Below are 15318 nucleotides of genomic sequence, written 5' to 3'. Positions count from 1 at the left end.
CCGACAGCGAGCCCCCAGCGAGCGCCCCGTGAGCAAGACCGCTGACATTGCGCGCGCGCCTGCGCCCAAGGCGCGGCGCGCCGACCCCGTGGTCGACGAGGCCGCCGAACTGCTCGACAGCGGCGCGCTGCCCGGCATGGCCGACGCCGCGGCGCGCGCGATGATGGATCGCGCCATGCGCATCGTGCCGGCGCGGCCTGAATCGCGCGTGGCCGAGCAGCCGGGCTTCGTGCTGCACGCCTGGCCCTACCGCGAGACCAGCCTGATCCTGGACCTGTTCACGCGCGACTACGGCCGCATCTCGATGGTGGCAAAGGGCGCCAAGCGCCCGCACTCGGCGCTGCGCGCGGTGCTGCAGCACTTCCATCCGGTCTCGGTGTCATGGAGCGGCCGCGGCGAGGTCAAGACCCTGACCAAGGCCGAGTGGGTCGGCGGCATGCCGCCGCTGGCCGGCGATGCGCTGCTGTCGGCGTTCTACCTGAACGAACTGCTGATGCGCTTCTGCCCGCGCGAGGACGCGCATCCGGTGCTGTTCCGCCATTACCTGTCGACGCTGACGCGGCTGGCGCATGGCGAGCCGGCCGGGCTGGTGCTGCGCGGCTTCGAGCGCGTGCTGCTGCAGGAAACCGGTTTCGCGGTCGCGTTCGACCAGTGCCTGAGCACCGGTGAGCGGGTGCTGCCTGGCCTCGATTACGTCTACCAGCCCGAGCGCGGGGTGCGCCGGGCCCAGCCGAGCGATCCGTCGACGTGGCCGGTGGTGTCGGGCCAGACCCTGCTGGACATGGCGCAGGACGACTACAGCCGCGCGCAGACCGCCGCGCAAAGCCGCGCGCTGATGCGGTTCCTGCTGCATTATTATCTGCAAGGCGCGCCGCTGAAGACGCGCCAGATACTGATCGACCTGCAGTATCTGTGACCGTATCTGTGACCGACAAGAACCTCCGACTTACTCCTGCACCTGCTCGCATGATCTTCCACGCAAATCCGGGCGTCATCGACCTTGGCGTCAATATCGACCACGTGGCCACGCTGCGCAACGCGCGCGGCACGGTGTACCCCGATCCCATTCGCGCCGCGCTGCTGGCAGAGCAGGCCGGCGCCGACCTGATCACGCTGCACCTGCGCGAAGACCGCCGCCATATCCGCGATGCCGACGTGCGCGCGCTGCGCCCGCAACTGGCCACGCGCATGAACCTGGAATGCGCGATCACGCAGGAGATGCTCGACATCGCCTGCGAGATCCGCCCGCAGGACGTGTGCCTGGTGCCTGAGCGCCGCGAAGAGGTGACCACCGAAGGCGGGCTGGACGTGGCCGGGCGCTTCGAGCAGGTCAGGGCCGCGTGCGCGCAGCTGGCCGGCGCCGGCATCCGCGTGTCGCTGTTCATCGATCCGGACGTGGACCAGATCGCCGCGGCCGCGGCCTGCGGCGCGCCCGTGATCGAGCTGCACACCGGCCGCTATGCCGACGCGCATACCCCTGACGAGCAGGCAAGCGAGTTCCGCCGCATCGCCGATGGCGCCGATGCCGGGCAGAAGCACGGCCTGGTGGTCAATGCCGGCCACGGGCTGCACTACACCAACGTGCAGCCGATCGCGGCGCTGCCGGGCATCAAGGAACTGAACATCGGCCACGCCATCGTCGCGCATGCGGTATTCGCAGGCTGGGAGAATGCGGTGCGCGAGATGAAGGCGATCATGGTGGCCGCGCGCCTGGGCACGCAATATCCTGCCGCGAGCACCCCGGCGTGATTTACGGCCTCGGCACCGACATCATCCAGATCGCCCGCGTGCAGGGCGTGATGACGCGCACCAGCGGCCGTTTCGCCGAAAAGGTGCTGGGCCCCGACGAGCTGGCCAAGTACCATGCGCGCAAGGCGCGTTCGGAAAAGCGCGGCCTGGCGTTCCTGGCGACGCGCTTCGCGGCCAAGGAGGCGTTCTCCAAGGCGATCGGCCTGGGCATGCGCTGGCCGATGACGTGGCGCGCGATGGAGCTGATGAACCTGCCGTCCGGCGAGCCCACCGCGGTGTGCCATGGCGAACTGGCTGCGTGGCTGGCGGAACGCGGGCTGGTCGTGCGGGTCAGTGTCAGTGACGAACATGATTACGCAGTCGCCTTCGCCATTGCCGAGCGCAGCGGCGCGGCGGCGTCTCAACCTGCAGCCTTGTGAACCCAACCCCCTCCATGTCCAAGAAGAATTCCGGCAAGCGGCCGGGCCCGGTGGTCCTCGATGTCGTCGGCAAGCAGCTCGACGCGGAAGACGCGCGCCGCATCGCGCATCCGCTTACCGGCGGCGTGATCCTGTTCGCGCGCAATTTCGAGTCGCGCGCGCAGCTGCAGGCGCTGACCCGCGCGATCCGCGCGGTGCGCGACGACGTGCTGATCTGCATCGACCATGAAGGCGGCCGCGTGCAGCGCTGCAAGACCGACGGCTTTACCCACCTGCCGGCGATGCACCGCCTGGGCGAGCTGTGGGAACGCGACGTGCTGGCCGCGACCAAGGCGGCGGTCGCGTGCGGCTACGTGCTGGCCGCCGAGCTGCGCGCCTGCGATATCGACCTGAGCTTTACCCCGGTGCTGGACCTCGACTACGGCCGCAGCGCCGTGATCGGCGACCGCGCCTTCCACGCCGACCCGCGCGTGGTGTCGATGCTGGCCGGCCACCTGAACCACGGCCTGCTGCTGGCGGGCATGAGCAACTGCGGCAAGCACTTTCCCGGCCACGGCTACGTCGAGGCGGATTCGCACGTGGCGATCCCGGTCGACGAACGCACGCTGGACCAGATCCTGGGCCAGGACGCGCGCCCGTATGAGTGGCTGGGGCTGTCGCTGTCGTCGGTGATGCCGGCGCACGTGATCTATCCCAAGGTCGATCCCAGCCCGGCCGGCTTCTCGCGCTACTGGCTGCAGGACGTGCTGCGCGCGCAGCTGGGCTTCGAGGGCGTGATCTTCAGCGATGACCTCAGCATGGAAGGCGCCAGCGTCGCCGGCACCGTCACCGAGGCCGCGCGCGCCGCGCTCGGCGCGGGCTGCGACATGGTGCTGATCTGCAACCATCCCGACCGCGCCGACCAGTTGCTGAGCGAGCTCGACGTCGAGATCGACAAGCCCTCGCAGCGCCGCATCCGCAAGCTGTTCGCGCGCCGCAAGCCGCTGGACTGGAACAAGCTGCAGCAGCAGGGCGAGTACCGCGCCGCGCTGCGCACGCTGAAGGAACACGAGCTGATCGCCTGAACGCGTGCGGCGGCGCGTCGTGCGCAAACAAAAATGGCAGCCGAGGCTGCCATTTTTTATTGCGCGCCCCGCGCTGGAGCGGGGCCAGACCAGCGCCTTAGTTGGCGCGGCTGCGGTATTCGCCGGTGCGGGTGTCGATTTCGATCTTGTCGCCGATGTTGCAGAACAGCGGCACTTGCAGCTCGAAGCCGGTGTTGATCTTGGCGCCCTTGAGCACCTTGCCCGACGAGGTGTCGCCCTTGACGGCCGGCTCGGTGTAGACGATTTCGCGGACCAGCGTGGTCGGCATTTCGACCGAGATGGCCTTGTCGTTGTAGAACACGACTTCAACGTTCATGCCGTCCTCGAGGTAGTTCAGCGAGTCACCCATGCTGTCCTTCTCGACTTCGTACTGGTTGTAGTCGGCGTCCATGAACACGTACATCGGGTCAGCGAAGTACGAGTAGGTGCATTCGCGGCGCTCGAGCACCACCACTTCGAACTTGTCGTCGGCCTTGAACACCGATTCGCCCGGTGCGTCCGTCAGCAGGTTCTTGTACTTCATCTTGACCACAGCGGCGTTGCGGCCCGACTTGTTGTACTCGGCCTTCTGCACGACCATCGGATCGCCGCCGATCATGAACACGTTACCGACGCGGAGTTCCTGTGCGATTTTCATCTGAACTGATTTCCTGAAAAATAAAGTCTAGGAATTTGGAATGGCGAAGGCGCGCTGCCGGCGTGCCCGCGGTAAGCCCGCGAGAGCCCGGATCCACGCGCTCGCGACCCCGTGCCCAGCTTGCTTTAGGCCATTGCCCCGCGTGGTGGTTCACGCCCGGCAAGACCCTGGTTCTCCGGCCCGGTCGCCATTTGGATCAACCGGTTATTTTACCTGATTTTCGCAAAACGCCACCAGGTTGGCGGCAAGGTCGCCTGGATGCTGCAAGCGCCGCTCCCAGCGCGGCGCGATCGCCGCAAGTGCCGGCATCTGCGCGCGCAGGCGCGGCCAGTCCGGCGCATTGCCGTAGCCGTTCCAGGCGTGCCAGAAATCGGCGAGCGCCGCCGCCGCGTCCGCTGCCACGCCGCTCTGCGCGAACAGTTCCAGCCAGGCATCGAGCTTGACCCGGTGGGCCTCGTCGTCCTGGGGATAGATGTGCCAGACCAGCGGACGCGCCGCCCACTGCGCGCGCACGAAAGAGTCCTCGCCGCGCACGAAGTTGAGGTCGCAGGCCCATAGCAGTTCGTCATAGTGTTCCTGCCGCACGAAGGGAATGGCCTGCACGCACAGGCTGCCGCGCGCGACCGGTCGGTGTGGCTCCAGCGGGGCGCCGAGCCACTCCGCCACCTGGCTGGCCGCCAAGCCGGCGGGCACCAGGCAATGGACGGCCTCGCTGCCGTCGCGCCATTGCTCCAGCAGTGCCGGCAGCGCCGGGTTGCGGTAGGCGAACAGGCTCACGCGCAGCGCATCGGTCAGCGGCGTCACGCCCAGCCGGTGCCACAGTGATGCCTGCGCCGCCGCGCCGTCGAGGAATGCGGCACGCTGCGCGCCCAGCATCGATTCACGCAGCAGCCCGCCGGTGCCGGGCTCGAAGCCGGGAAAGAAGAAGTGCTTGACCAACGGCAGGCGCGGATGGGGCGAGGGCATCGCATGATGTTCGCGCACCCACGCTTCGGCGCTCAGGTACTCCAGGTTGATCCACGCGGGGTTGGGGGCGCGCGCCGCCATGCGCTCGAGGAACGCCGGCGGCAGGTGGCAGGCGAAGGCTTCGATGACGGCATCGTGCGGCATTGCGCCGGCGGTGCCGTCCGCTTCACCGTCCGCGGCGGACGGATGCCACGGGCGGATTTCCACGCCGGCGAGGTGCTGGACCGCCGCGGCGGTGTCGAGCTCCGGCGCCAGCCGCGCGAAGCTGGCGAGGTCGTCGACCCACAGCCGCACCGCGTGCCCGTGCTCCTGCGCCAGCTGGCGGGCCAGCCGCCAGCAGACGCCGATGTCGCCGAAGTTGTCGATCACGGTGCAGAAGATGTCCCAGGAGCGGATAGGCATGAGTGGTGGCGGTCGGCGGGGCGCGCGGTTGAATTGCTCTAAACTTGCGATTTTAGAGGCCGCGCGGCATTGACGTGCGCCGGCCCGCAGCGGTCACCGTCCCCACATGTCAGACCAGCAACCCGATTCCCCGACACCCGCCGACGAGGCGCCGGCCGAGCCCTTCGATGCCCGCCCGGTGATCTCGCAACTGCCCGGCTTGCCTGGCGTCTACCGTTATTTCGACGCGAACGGCAACGTGCTCTACGTGGGCAAGGCGCGCGACCTGAAGAAGCGGGTGGCGAGCTACTTCAACAAGACCCAGCTGTCGCCGCGCATCGCGATGATGGTATCGCGCATCGCGCGCATCGAGACCACGGTGGTGCGCACCGAGGCCGAGGCGCTGCTGCTCGAGAACAACCTGATCAAGGCGCTGGCGCCGCGCTACAACATCCTTTTCCGCGACGACAAGTCGTACCCGTTCCTGAAGCTGACCGGGCACCGCTTCCCGCGCATGGCGTACTACCGCGGCGCGACCGACCGCAAGCACCAGTACTTCGGCCCGTTCCCGAGCGCCTATGCGGTGCGCGAGAGCATGCAGATCCTGCAGAAGGTGTTCCAGCTGCGCACCTGCGAGGACACCGTCTTCAACAACCGCACGCGGCCGTGCCTGCTGCACCAGATCCACCGCTGCACCGGGCCGTGCGTCAATGCCATCAGCGAGGACGACTACGCGCGCGATGTCGCCAACGCGGCGCGCTTCCTGCAAGGCCGGCAGAGCGAGGTGCTGGAGGGCCTGCAGGGCAAGATGGAGCAGCACGCCGAGCGGCTGGAATTCGAGCAGGCGGCAGCGGTGCGCGACCAGATCGCGGCGCTGTCGACCGTGCTAAAGCGCCAGGCGGTGGAAGAGGTGGGCGGGCAGGCGCGCGACATCGACGTGCTGGCCGTCGCGGTCGAGGGCGGCCGCGCCTGCGTCAACCTGGCGATGGTGCGCGGCGGGCGCCACCTGGGCGACAAGGCCTACTTCCCGGCGCATGCGGATGAGGCGGCGATGATCGTCGAGGACGCGGACGAGCGCGCCGAGGAGGGCGCCGACGAGGCCACCGAGGAGGCCACCGAGGAGGCCACCGACGAGTCTGGCGCCGCGGCCGCCTCGTTGCCGCTGACGGTGGATCGCATCGCCACGCGCGTGCTGTCGGCCTTCATGGTGCAGCACTACCTGGAGCAGCCGGCGCCGCCCATCGTCGTGGTCAGCCATGTGCCGGACGACGGCGCGGTGCTCGAGGCGCTGGCGCTGCACGCCGGGCGCAAGGTCACGCTGGTGCGCCAGCCGCAGGGCCAGCGCAGGATCTGGCTGGAGATGGCGCAGCAGGGCGCGGCGCTGGCACTGTCGCGCCGGCTGGCCGAGCAGGGCAGCCAGGAAGCGCGCACGCGCGCGCTGGCCGAAACCATCGGGCTGGACCTGGAAGACCTGGCGCTGCTGCGGGTCGAGTGCTTCGACATCAGCCATACCGCCGGTGAAGCGACGCAGGCGTCGTGCGTGGTGTACCACCACCACGACATGCAGAACAGCGAATACCGGCGCTATAACATCCAGGACATCATCCCGGGCGACGACTACGCGGCGATGCGCCAGGTGCTGACGCGGCGCTACCAGAAGCTGGTCGAGCAGATCCAGGAAGACGGCGGCACGGAAGGTGGCATGGAAGGCGGCAGCGAGGCCGCGGCGCTGGTGCCGCAGATCGTGCTGATCGACGGCGGCAAGGGCCAGGTCGAGGTGGCGCGGCAGGTGTTCGAGGAGCTGGGCCTGGATGTCGGCCTGCTGGTCGGCGTGGCCAAGGGCGAGGGCCGCAAGGTGGGGCTGGAGACGCTGGTGTTCGCCGATGGCCGCCCGGCGCTGGAACTGGGCCAGGGCAGTGCGGCGCTGATGCTGGTGGCACAGATCCGCGACGAGGCGCACCGCTTTGCCATCACCGGCATGCGCGCGCGCCGCGCCAAGACGCGCACTACCTCGCGGCTGGAAGAGATCGAGGGCATCGGCGCGCGCCGGCGCCAGAAGCTGCTGACCCGCTTCGGCGGCTTGCGAGGCGTGATGGCTGCCAGCATCGACGAACTGGCCAGCGTCGAGGGCATTTCGCGCGGGCTTGCCGAGGAAATCTACCGGCAGCTGCACTGAGTGCGCCGGCCCTGGCCGACGGCGGGCCGGCGTGCCAATCGCCGTGCCAATCGCCGGAAATGCTCGATTGGCCCCGAAATCGGCGACAATCGCAGGATTGGTTACCGTCCCCCCCGCCGTCCGAGTTCCATGCCCTTCAATATCCCGATCCTGCTGACCTGGCTTCGCGTCGCCATGATTCCACTGGTGGTAGGGGTCTTCTATCTGCCCGACGCCTGGCTGCCGATGCATACCAAGAACCTGACCGCGGCGGCGTTCTTCATCATCGCCGCGGTGACGGATTGGCTGGACGGCTTCCTCGCGCGGCGCTGGAACCAGACCTCGTCGTTCGGCGCGTTCCTGGACCCGGTCGCCGACAAGCTGATGGTGACCGCGGCGCTGCTGTCGCTGCTGGCGCTGGACCGGGTCACCGACCTGATCGCGCTGGTCATCATCGGGCGCGAGATCACCATTTCGGCGCTGCGCGAGTGGATGGCGCAGATCGGCGCGTCCAAGAGCGTCGCGGTGAATTTCCTCGGCAAGCTCAAGACCACCGTACAGATGGTCGCGATTCCGCTGCTGCTGTTCAGCGACCGCCTGTTCGGCTTCGATGCCCATTTGCTCGGCACCTGGATGATCTATGTCGCCGCGGTGCTGACGCTGTGGTCGATGATCTACTACATGAAGCTGGCGTGGCCGCAGATCCGCGAACGCAGCAACGTGGTGGCGCGCGCAGGCGCGCCCAAATGAAAAGAAAATCGAAAAAGTGGTTGACGGGGAGGGCAGTTCTTTGCATAATCTCATTCTCGTTGCTGACGACGCAAACGAAAGCAGCGAGATAAGGTGGGTTTAGCGCAAGATGTTGTGAGATATCGGCGTGTTGCAGCATAAAACGCCTTTGATTCGATTTCAGTAGTGCCCTGCGGGAGTAGCTCAGTTGGTAGAGCGCAACCTTGCCAAGGTTGAGGTCGCGAGTTCGAGACTCGTCTCCCGCTCCAGGTCAAATCAGGTCCGGCAGCGTGGTCATCGCGGTGCGGGGCTGGCAGTCAAAGTTGTATGCGGGAGTAGCTCAGTTGGTAGAGCGCAACCTTGCCAAGGTTGAGGTCGCGAGTTCGAGACTCGTCTCCCGCTCCAATCCCCAAAGGGAAGCCACGCTTCCCTTTTTGTTTGGGTTGAAGCGCCGCACAGCGGCATGCCGCATCGAAGCGCTGCGGCAGCCGCGGCTGAATGCGGATACAATCCAGCAGCACGTCACCTGGCGGGGTGGCAGAGTGGTTATGCAGCGGCCTGCAAAGCCGTGTACGCCGGTTCGATTCCGACCTCCGCCTCCAGTTGCAAGCAGAACGGCGCCTTTTGGCGCCGTTTTTTGTTTTCGCGGCCGCTTTCATGGCCCGGCTGCGCCGCCCGGACGTGGCGGGCATGTTACATTACTCCTGTCGTACGCTTTTCGGGGGGCTCCGCGGCTTGGCTCGCGGGGCAGCATGTCAATCGCCATCCCCGATCCGTGACGCGCCGCCGGCGTGTCCGGGGCCGCTGCGGCATTTCCCGTTCTTCCCCGTTCCGATGCTGCTGCCGAGGGTTGTGGCGACTGTCCCGCGCTGACCGCTGGTGCGCGCCGGATGCGCTGTGCCACTCGCCAGGGCAAGGGAGCGGGTTAGCCGTTCAGCCCCTGACACGAGGAACCCCGCACGCATGCATCACGCCACCCCGCTTATCAGTACCATCGTCGGCGGTATCGTCCTGGCCTTTATCCTTGGCGCGGTCGCCAGCCGGCTGCGCCTGCCGCCGTTGATCGGCTACCTGTGCGCGGGCATCGTGGTGGGGCCGCATACCCCCGGCTACACCGCCGACCAGGCGCTGGCGCCGGAACTGGCCGAGCTGGGCGTGATCCTGCTGATGTTCGGCGTGGGCCTGCATTTCTCGATCAAGGACCTGATGGCGGTCAAGCGCATCGCCATTCCGGGCGCGGTGGTGCAGATCGGCATCGCCACGCTGATGGGCATGCTGGTGTCGTGGGGCTTCGGCTGGTCGTGGGGGCAGGGGCTGGTGTACGGGCTGGCGCTGTCGGTGGCCAGCACCGTGGTGCTGCTCAAGGCACTGCAGGAGCGCGACCTGGTGGAATCGCCGCAGGGGCGCATCGCCGTCGGCTGGCTGATCGTCGAAGACCTGGCGATGGTGCTGGCGCTGGTGCTGCTGCCGGCGATGGCGGGCCTGCTGGCCGGCGCGGGCGCGGCTGCCGGCGAGGCCGGCCCGGGCACGGGCGAGGTGGTGCTGGCGATCTTCGCCACGCTGGGCAAGGTGGCGGCGTTCGTCGCGGTGATGCTGGTGATCGGCCGCCGCTTTATCCCGTGGATGCTCGAGCGCATCGTCTGGACCGGCAACCGCGAGATGTTCCGCCTGGGCGTGCTGGCGACGGCGCTGGGCGTGGCCTATGGCGCCTATGCGCTGTTCGGCGTGTCGTTTGCGCTGGGCGCGTTCTTCGCGGGCATGGTGCTGGCGGAATCCGAATTCAGCCATCGCGCCGCCGAGGAATCGCTGCCGCTGCGCGATGCCTTCGCCGTGCTGTTCTTCGTTTCGGTGGGCATGCTGTTCGACCCGATGGTGCTGGTGAACGACCCCTGGGGCGTGCTGGCGACCGTGTTTATCATCGTGGTTGGCAAGTCGCTGGCGGCGCTCGGCATCGTGCGCGCCTTCGGGCATTCGGGGCAGACCGGCATGACCATTGCCGTCAGCCTGGCGCAGATCGGCGAGTTCTCGTTCATCCTCGCCAGCCTGGGCGTCTATCTGAAGATCCTGCCGGAGCGCGGCCAGGCGCTGATCCTGGCCGGCGCGCTGCTGTCGATCATGCTCAATCCCGTGCTGTTCCACATGCTCGACCTGTACACTGCGCGCCGCGGCCGCGGCGCCGATCCCCAGCCGGCCTGAGGGGTATTCCGGCGGGGCACCGTTCAGGCGCCGATGCGCGGCGCCATGGTGCGCAGGTATTCGGTGAATGCCAGCAGCCCCTGGGTCGGGAACTTGTCCTGGTGCACCACCAGTTGCAGCGGGCGCACAATGCGCGGCAGGCCGTCGCGGATCGCCACCAGCGTGCCGCGCTCCAGTTCGTCGCGCACCACATGCAGCGACAGGCAGCTGACGCCAAAGCCGCTCATCACCGCGCGCTTGATGGCCTCGGCATTGCCCAGTTCCAGCGCGAAGCGCAGCTCCCCGAGCAGCGGCACCAGCCGCTCCTCGATCACCTCGCGCGTGCCCGAGCCGGGCTCGCGCACGATCCACTCGGCATCGCGCAGGGCGACCAGGTCATGCGGCGCCGCGGCCAGCGGATGGGACGGGCCGACGATCACCACCATCTCGTCGTCGCACCAGCGCACGCTGCGCAGGTCGCGTTCATGGCTGGCGCCTTCGACCAGGCCGATATCGGCTTCGAACTGCAGCAGCGACTGCAGCACCTCGCGGGTATTGCCAATGCGCAGGTCCAGCGTGCACGGGCCGCTGCGCGAGTGGCGGAAGCCCGCCAGCAGCGGCGGCAGCATATAGCTGCCGATGGTGTTGCTGGCGGCGATGCGCAGCTGGACCCCGGTCTGGGTGGCAAAACGCTCCAGCTCCTGCGCCTGGTCCAGCAGCGACAGCGCGCGCGGAAAAAATTGCCGACCGGTCTCATTGATGCTGAGACGGCGCGCGATGCGGTCGAACAGCGGGCTGTCCAGCGCGCGCTCCAGCTCCGCCAGCGACGCGCTGACCGCTGACTGCGACATCGCCAGCGCCTGGGCTGCCGCCATGGTGCTGCCATGCTGAGCCACCGCGACAAAGACGGACAACTGGCGCAGCGTCAGGCGCAGCGGGCGCTGCTCCGGCCGCGGCGCGGCTGGCGGGTGGGGGTGGAGGTCCATATCGAAAATATCAATAACGCATAACGATATTACCCGTTTTACGGGTTAGGTGGGCGCCATTACGCTTGAGTCACTAAAGCACACCAACCCGAGCCTGCCATGTCTTCCGTCTCCAGCCCCCGCACCACTCCGGTCACCGCGCCAACTGCCGCGGCGGCCTTGCCGCCGCCCTGGTCGCAGCGCTTGCTGACGCTGCTGCCGCTGGGCGGCATCGCCTGGCTGGCGATTGCGCTGGCCGAGCATCCGGCGGTATCGCGCTACGGGCTCAGCGCGCTGACGCTGGCCATGTGCGCCGGCATGGTCGCGGCCAATACGCTGCCGCGCCATTGGCTGGCGCCGCTGGCCCCCGGCATGCAGGTAGCGCGGCACTATCTGCTGCGGCTGGGCGTGGCGTTGTACGGGCTGCGCCTGACCTTCGCCTCGATCGTCGCGCTGGGCCTGCCGGGCATCGCCGTGCCGCTGACCATGCTGGTCGCCACGCTGCTGTTCGGTACCTGGGTCGGCACAAGTTTCTTCGGGCTGAGCCGCCGCGAGGCGATCCTGGTCAGTTCCGGCAGCGCCATCTGCGGCGCCGCCGCGGCCATCGCGGTGTCGTCGGTGGTGCGCACCGACGACAAGCAGACTGCGGTGGCAGTGGCGACGGTGGTGCTGTTCGGCACCGTCGGCATGCTGCTCTATCCCTACCTGTACGAACTGGCCACGGGCCACTGGCACTGGGCCGTCAGCGAGCGCATGTTCGGCATCTTCACCGGGGCGACGCTGCACGAGGTGGCGCAGGTGATCGCCGCCGGCAAGATGATCAGCGAGCCGACCGCCGACGCCGCCGTGGTGGCCAAGATGGTGCGCGTGCTGGCCCTGGGCCCGCTGCTGCTGGTGATGGCGCTGTGGCCGCAGGGCGGCTCGCAAGCGGCCGAGTCGGGCTCCGGCGCCGGCGCCGGCCGCCTGCGCGGCATCATGAAGTCGGTGCCGTGGTTCGCGGTGGGCTTTGTCGCGGTGATGGCGGTGAACTCGGCCGGGGCCGTGCCCGCTGCCTGGAAGGCGCCGCTGATCGCGCTGGACAACTGGCTGCTGGCCTGCGCGATGCTGGCGATCGGCCTGCACACCCGCATCGGCGACCTGGTGCGCGCCGGCCGCAAGCCGCTGGCGCTGGCAGGGGTGCTGTTCGTGTTCCTGATCGGGGTAGGGGCGCTGATGTGCTACGCCATGGCGTGACGGCGTCAGCCGGGCGCCGAGGGGAAAGGGGGCGATGGCCCCCTTTTTGTTTTACTGCACGGATGCGGCAGCCGTCAGAGCGACCAGCGGCTCGCAGCGGTCGCCGCCATGCAAAGGCTGTCGACCGGAATTGGTGCCCGAGGCCGGAATCGAACCGGCACGCCTTGCGGCGAGGGATTTTCTTCCCACTTCGGCTTTCGCCGCCAGCGCGGACGCTGTTCGTGGTCTGGAGCACGCCTTCACCATAGCCTCGCGGCCGTAGGTGCCCGCCGTCTGCTCTCTACACCTTCCCGGCCATGCGGTCGGGCTTGGCTCGGCGTTGGCTCGGATACGATGGATCCAGGGCGTTCGCCGACTTTGACGGGCGTCACTTCGGGCGTTTCCCCCCGAAGGCTCAAATTTTCAAGTCCCTTGTGTCTACCGATTTCACCACTCGGGCGCGAGCGCTGCGTCTGGATTCCTGTTGCTGCAGCGCGCGGCAAGCCCGATATTGTGGTGGCTGCGCATCGCGGATGCAAGCTGCGGCTTAGATCGAAGGGCGGGACGCCAACACGCCGAGCCCCTCAGACCAGCCTCGCGCGAAAAGTGACGACACTGTTACGGCTGGTAACAATGTCGTGTGCGCCGTTGCACCTGGAAATTTCCGAACCCCTACAATACCAGTTACGAGAAATCCCACTTTGAGAGGCGGATATGAAACGTTGGTGGCTTGCAGCATTCGGTATTGCCGCCGGGTTGGCGTCTGGCGCAGCCATGGCCCATGTCAGCGTTGGCGTGTCCGTCGGCGTTCCGGGCGTGGTGATCGGTGCGCCGGCGTATTATCCGCCCGCTCCGGCCTACTATGGTCCGCCGCCCGTCGTGGTGGCACCGGCTCCGGTCTATTACGGTCCGCCGCCGGTGGTGGTTCGCCCGCGCCCGGTCTACTACGGTCCTGGCTATTACGGTCCGCCGCGCTATTACGGCGGTCACCGCGGCTACTATGGCCCGCCGGGCTATCACCGCGGCCACGGGCATGGTCACGGTCACGGCAGGTGGCGCGACTGATCTTCGATCCGCTTTGTCCTGAAGGAAAGGGCCCGCTTGCGGGCCCTTTCCTTTTGGCGCTGCATTGCGACATAACGATGCCGGGCTGGTTCCGGGCTTTCTGGCGCAATTTGATCGAGGTCAAAATATTTGAACAGACTGCTCAAAGCATCACCTGCATCTGCGTAAGGGTTTTCCCTAAACTACTTGTGTGACATCGCGATGACGCTGATTTATCTGGCGTGCGATGCCGTGACCAACCAAGAAGCAAGGGGAATCTCATGAAGATCAAACAAGCCGTGATTGCCGCCGCCGCACTGGCGTTCCTGGGCACTGCGTCCACCGCCTCGTTCGCCGCGGTCGGCAAGGTCGACCCGTATCTCGACGGCGCCAAGGTCGGCGCAGTCGACCCGTACACCGATGGCGCCAAGGTCGGCAAGCCCGACCCGTTCACCGATGGCGCGCGCGTCGGCAAGACCGACCCGTATACCGATGGCGCCAGGATCGGCAAGCCGGATCCGTTCACCGATGGTGCCTGAGCGCACTGCTGCAATCCTCGCATGATCGATGGCCCGCTCGCGGGCCATTTTGCCGTGGTGGGTACCGTGCGGGGGGGGGGGCACGGCGGGTCGCCTGCCATGACGGTGGCACAGGTGCGGCGCTATACTTCGGCCTCAATCCAAATCAATGACCAGGAGAGTGGCATGCAGCAAAAGACGGTTCTGACGGCAGACGACGTGAAGAAGATCATGGCCGCAGCGGAAACCGAGGCAAAGAACCATCACTGGGCCGTGTCGATCGTCGTGGTCGACGACGGCGGCCATATGCTGGCCATGCAGCGCCTGGACGGCGCCGCGCCGATCTCGGCCTATATCGCCGGCGAGAAGGCCCGTACCTCGGCGCTGGGCCGCCGTGAGTCGAAGGTCTACGAAGACATGATCAACAACGGCCGCTACTCGTTCATGACCGCGCCGGTGCTGCAGGGCATGCTGGAGGGCGGCGTGCCCATCGTCTGCAACGAGCAGGTGGTCGGCGCCGTCGGCGTGTCCGGCGTGAAGTCGACCGAGGACGCGCAGGTCGCGCGTGCCGGCATCGCCGCGCTGGGCCTGTAAGGCAAGCGCCGGCGCTGGCGCCGGCGCATGAAAAAGCCCCGCAGGCACGGCCTGCGGGGCGGCATAAAAGAGGGCATGGCTGGGTACGGCCGGCCTGGCGTGGGGTCTGACTCCCGCCCGCGGCACGCATACCTGGCTACTGCCCAACACCTCGTTCCGAGGTGGTCCCCACAAAAGTCTTTACTGCCACGTTCGTGGCGTCCGCGCCTGGCGCGGGTTTCGAATCGCTAACCCTGGCTGTCTTCTTGCGGAATCGCCGCGGGGCCGAGTCATTTGGTCAGGATCAGCTTCCCATAGCGCGTCACGCGCAGCGTATAGACCTCGCCGTTGTGCAGGATCGGCAGCGTGCTGGCACCGCGCATGATCGCGTCCAGCGCCACCGGCTCGCCGGCGGGCGCCGAGCTCAGGCTGTCGCGCACCAGCGCTTCCAGGCGCGCCGGTAGGGCGGCCACGGCGGACTTGACCGAGGCGATCGCCGACGGCGCGGTCTTGGCGCCGGCGTCCCGGCGCGGCTGCGCGGCCACGTCGACGCGGCGCAGCGACAGGCGGCGGCGGGTGACTTCACGGGGTTGCGACAGTGGCAGGGAAAGAGTGCTCATCATCTGGCTCCGTTCTGCGATAGGAGAGTAAGGGGAGTGCGATCCGGGGCGGCGATGCCGCGCCTGGCGCAGTCGATGGAAGAATATTAA

16 protein-coding genes and 3 tRNA genes are annotated in these 15318 nt (G+C 67.6%); 14 read left to right on the top strand and 5 right to left on the bottom strand.

Annotated features, from left to right (window positions below; translation table 11 throughout):
- Positions 1–28: 28 nt before the first annotated feature.
- The 4 genes from recO to nagZ are packed head-to-tail and all read left to right on the top strand — an operon-like array spanning position 29 to position 3232.
- Positions 29–916 carry a DNA repair protein RecO gene (recO, locus tag A2G96_RS15995; RefSeq protein ID WP_062800850.1) on the top strand — a complete coding sequence of 296 codons (888 nt, stop codon included), beginning with the start codon at positions 29–31 and terminating at the stop codon, positions 914–916.
- A 50-nt stretch (positions 917–966) separates the two neighbouring features.
- Positions 967–1749 (top strand): pyridoxine 5'-phosphate synthase, encoded by a 783-nt coding sequence (pdxJ, locus tag A2G96_RS15990; RefSeq protein WP_062800848.1) that lies wholly within the window; start codon positions 967–969, stop codon positions 1747–1749.
- Positions 1746–2168 (top strand): holo-ACP synthase, encoded by a 423-nt coding sequence (acpS, locus tag A2G96_RS15985; RefSeq protein WP_062800846.1) that lies wholly within the window; start codon positions 1746–1748, stop codon positions 2166–2168. Before pdxJ ends, acpS begins: the two co-directional genes overlap by 4 nt.
- 14 nt (positions 2169–2182) lie before the next feature.
- On the top strand, positions 2183–3232 hold the full coding sequence (nagZ, locus tag A2G96_RS15980) for a beta-N-acetylhexosaminidase (protein WP_062800844.1): 1050 nt from the start codon (positions 2183–2185) through the stop codon (positions 3230–3232).
- Positions 3233–3329: 97 nt separating this feature from the next.
- Here nagZ and efp read toward each other — a convergent pair whose 3' ends face one another.
- Together efp and earP are read right to left on the bottom strand one after the other, a co-directional pair.
- Entirely contained in the window at positions 3330–3890 is a 561-nt protein-coding gene (efp, locus tag A2G96_RS15975; protein WP_010814696.1) for an elongation factor P, read from the bottom strand.
- Between the two features lie 204 nt (positions 3891–4094).
- Positions 4095–5258, bottom strand: coding sequence for an elongation factor P maturation arginine rhamnosyltransferase EarP (gene earP / locus A2G96_RS15970; RefSeq protein WP_062800842.1), 1164 nt, complete (start codon positions 5256–5258; stop codon positions 4095–4097).
- Positions 5259–5364: 106 nt separating this feature from the next.
- On the opposite strand from earP, the gene uvrC reads away from it, so the two are divergent.
- The 6 genes from uvrC (at position 5365) to A2G96_RS15940 (ending at position 10317) form a co-directional block, all read left to right on the top strand.
- On the top strand, positions 5365–7413 hold the full coding sequence (gene uvrC, locus A2G96_RS15965; protein ID WP_062800839.1) for an excinuclease ABC subunit UvrC: 2049 nt from the start codon (positions 5365–5367) through the stop codon (positions 7411–7413).
- 129 nt (positions 7414–7542) lie between these two features.
- Positions 7543–8142 (top strand): CDP-diacylglycerol--glycerol-3-phosphate 3-phosphatidyltransferase, encoded by a 600-nt coding sequence (gene pgsA / locus A2G96_RS15960; RefSeq protein ID WP_062800835.1) that lies wholly within the window; start codon positions 7543–7545, stop codon positions 8140–8142.
- Positions 8143–8314: 172 nt separating this feature from the next.
- Positions 8315–8390 (top strand) — tRNA-Gly (locus A2G96_RS15955).
- Between the two features lie 60 nt (positions 8391–8450).
- Positions 8451–8526, top strand: a tRNA-Gly gene (locus A2G96_RS15950).
- A 123-nt stretch (positions 8527–8649) separates the two neighbouring features.
- Positions 8650–8723: transfer RNA gene (locus tag A2G96_RS15945), tRNA-Cys, on the top strand.
- Between the two features lie 361 nt (positions 8724–9084).
- A complete protein-coding gene (locus A2G96_RS15940; protein WP_082818980.1) occupies positions 9085–10317 on the top strand; it encodes a cation:proton antiporter domain-containing protein in 1233 nt (410 codons plus the stop codon).
- A 23-nt stretch (positions 10318–10340) separates the two neighbouring features.
- Here A2G96_RS15940 and A2G96_RS15935 read toward each other — a convergent pair whose 3' ends face one another.
- Positions 10341–11282, bottom strand: coding sequence for a LysR family transcriptional regulator (locus A2G96_RS15935; RefSeq protein ID WP_062800833.1), 942 nt, complete (start codon positions 11280–11282; stop codon positions 10341–10343).
- A 99-nt stretch (positions 11283–11381) separates the two neighbouring features.
- Here A2G96_RS15935 and A2G96_RS15930 point away from each other — a divergent pair, with 99 nt between their 5' ends.
- Entirely contained in the window at positions 11382–12494 is a 1113-nt protein-coding gene (locus tag A2G96_RS15930; RefSeq protein WP_062800830.1) for a YeiH family protein, read from the top strand.
- 693 nt (positions 12495–13187) lie between these two features.
- The gene (locus A2G96_RS15925; protein WP_012353293.1) at positions 13188–13538 is read left to right on the top strand and encodes a hypothetical protein; all 351 of its coding nucleotides are present in this window, start codon (positions 13188–13190) and stop codon (positions 13536–13538) included.
- On the opposite strand, the gene A2G96_RS33730 is transcribed toward A2G96_RS15925, so the two are convergent.
- Positions 13517–13684, bottom strand: coding sequence for a hypothetical protein (locus tag A2G96_RS33730; RefSeq protein ID WP_154676085.1), 168 nt, complete (start codon positions 13682–13684; stop codon positions 13517–13519). The two genes, A2G96_RS15925 and A2G96_RS33730, sit on opposite strands and share 22 nt — an antisense overlap.
- A 114-nt stretch (positions 13685–13798) precedes the next feature.
- Here A2G96_RS33730 and A2G96_RS15920 point away from each other — a divergent pair, with 114 nt between their 5' ends.
- Together A2G96_RS15920 and A2G96_RS15915 are read left to right on the top strand one after the other, a co-directional pair.
- Positions 13799–14056: a hypothetical protein gene (locus A2G96_RS15920; RefSeq protein ID WP_062800828.1), complete on the top strand. Its 258-nt coding sequence runs from the start codon at positions 13799–13801 to the stop codon at positions 14054–14056.
- Positions 14057–14221: 165 nt separating this feature from the next.
- A complete protein-coding gene (locus A2G96_RS15915; protein WP_062800826.1) occupies positions 14222–14629 on the top strand; it encodes a heme-binding protein in 408 nt (135 codons plus the stop codon).
- Positions 14630–14898: 269 nt separating this feature from the next.
- Here A2G96_RS15915 and A2G96_RS15910 read toward each other — a convergent pair whose 3' ends face one another.
- Positions 14899–15228, bottom strand: a complete 330-nt coding sequence (locus tag A2G96_RS15910) for a hemin uptake protein HemP (RefSeq protein WP_026164069.1) — start codon at positions 15226–15228, stop codon at positions 14899–14901.
- Between the last annotated feature and the right edge of the window lie 90 nt (positions 15229–15318).

Source organism: Cupriavidus nantongensis, from assembly GCF_001598055.1.
GTDB lineage: Bacteria > Pseudomonadota > Gammaproteobacteria > Burkholderiales > Burkholderiaceae > Cupriavidus > Cupriavidus nantongensis.
This window is presented reverse-complemented; position numbering and strand designations above follow the sequence as displayed.

Coding starts and splice junctions, on each gene's coding strand:
- pdxJ (WP_062800848.1), top strand. CDS start 967: ATGATCTTCCACGCAAATCCGGGCGTCATCGACCTTGGCGTCAATATC.
- nagZ (WP_062800844.1), top strand. CDS start 2,183: ATGTCCAAGAAGAATTCCGGCAAGCGGCCGGGCCCGGTGGTCCTCGAT.
- efp (WP_010814696.1), bottom strand. CDS start 3,890: ATGAAAATCGCACAGGAACTCCGCGTCGGTAACGTGTTCATGATCGGC.
- earP (WP_062800842.1), bottom strand. CDS start 5,258: ATGCCTATCCGCTCCTGGGACATCTTCTGCACCGTGATCGACAACTTC.
- uvrC (WP_062800839.1), top strand. CDS start 5,365: ATGTCAGACCAGCAACCCGATTCCCCGACACCCGCCGACGAGGCGCCG.
- pgsA (WP_062800835.1), top strand. CDS start 7,543: ATGCCCTTCAATATCCCGATCCTGCTGACCTGGCTTCGCGTCGCCATG.
- A2G96_RS15940 (WP_082818980.1), top strand. CDS start 9,085: ATGCATCACGCCACCCCGCTTATCAGTACCATCGTCGGCGGTATCGTC.
- A2G96_RS15935 (WP_062800833.1), bottom strand. CDS start 11,282: ATGGACCTCCACCCCCACCCGCCAGCCGCGCCGCGGCCGGAGCAGCGC.
- A2G96_RS15930 (WP_062800830.1), top strand. CDS start 11,382: ATGTCTTCCGTCTCCAGCCCCCGCACCACTCCGGTCACCGCGCCAACT.
- A2G96_RS15925 (WP_012353293.1), top strand. CDS start 13,188: ATGAAACGTTGGTGGCTTGCAGCATTCGGTATTGCCGCCGGGTTGGCG.
- A2G96_RS15920 (WP_062800828.1), top strand. CDS start 13,799: ATGAAGATCAAACAAGCCGTGATTGCCGCCGCCGCACTGGCGTTCCTG.
- A2G96_RS15915 (WP_062800826.1), top strand. CDS start 14,222: ATGCAGCAAAAGACGGTTCTGACGGCAGACGACGTGAAGAAGATCATG.
- A2G96_RS15910 (WP_026164069.1), bottom strand. CDS start 15,228: ATGAGCACTCTTTCCCTGCCACTGTCGCAACCCCGTGAAGTCACCCGC.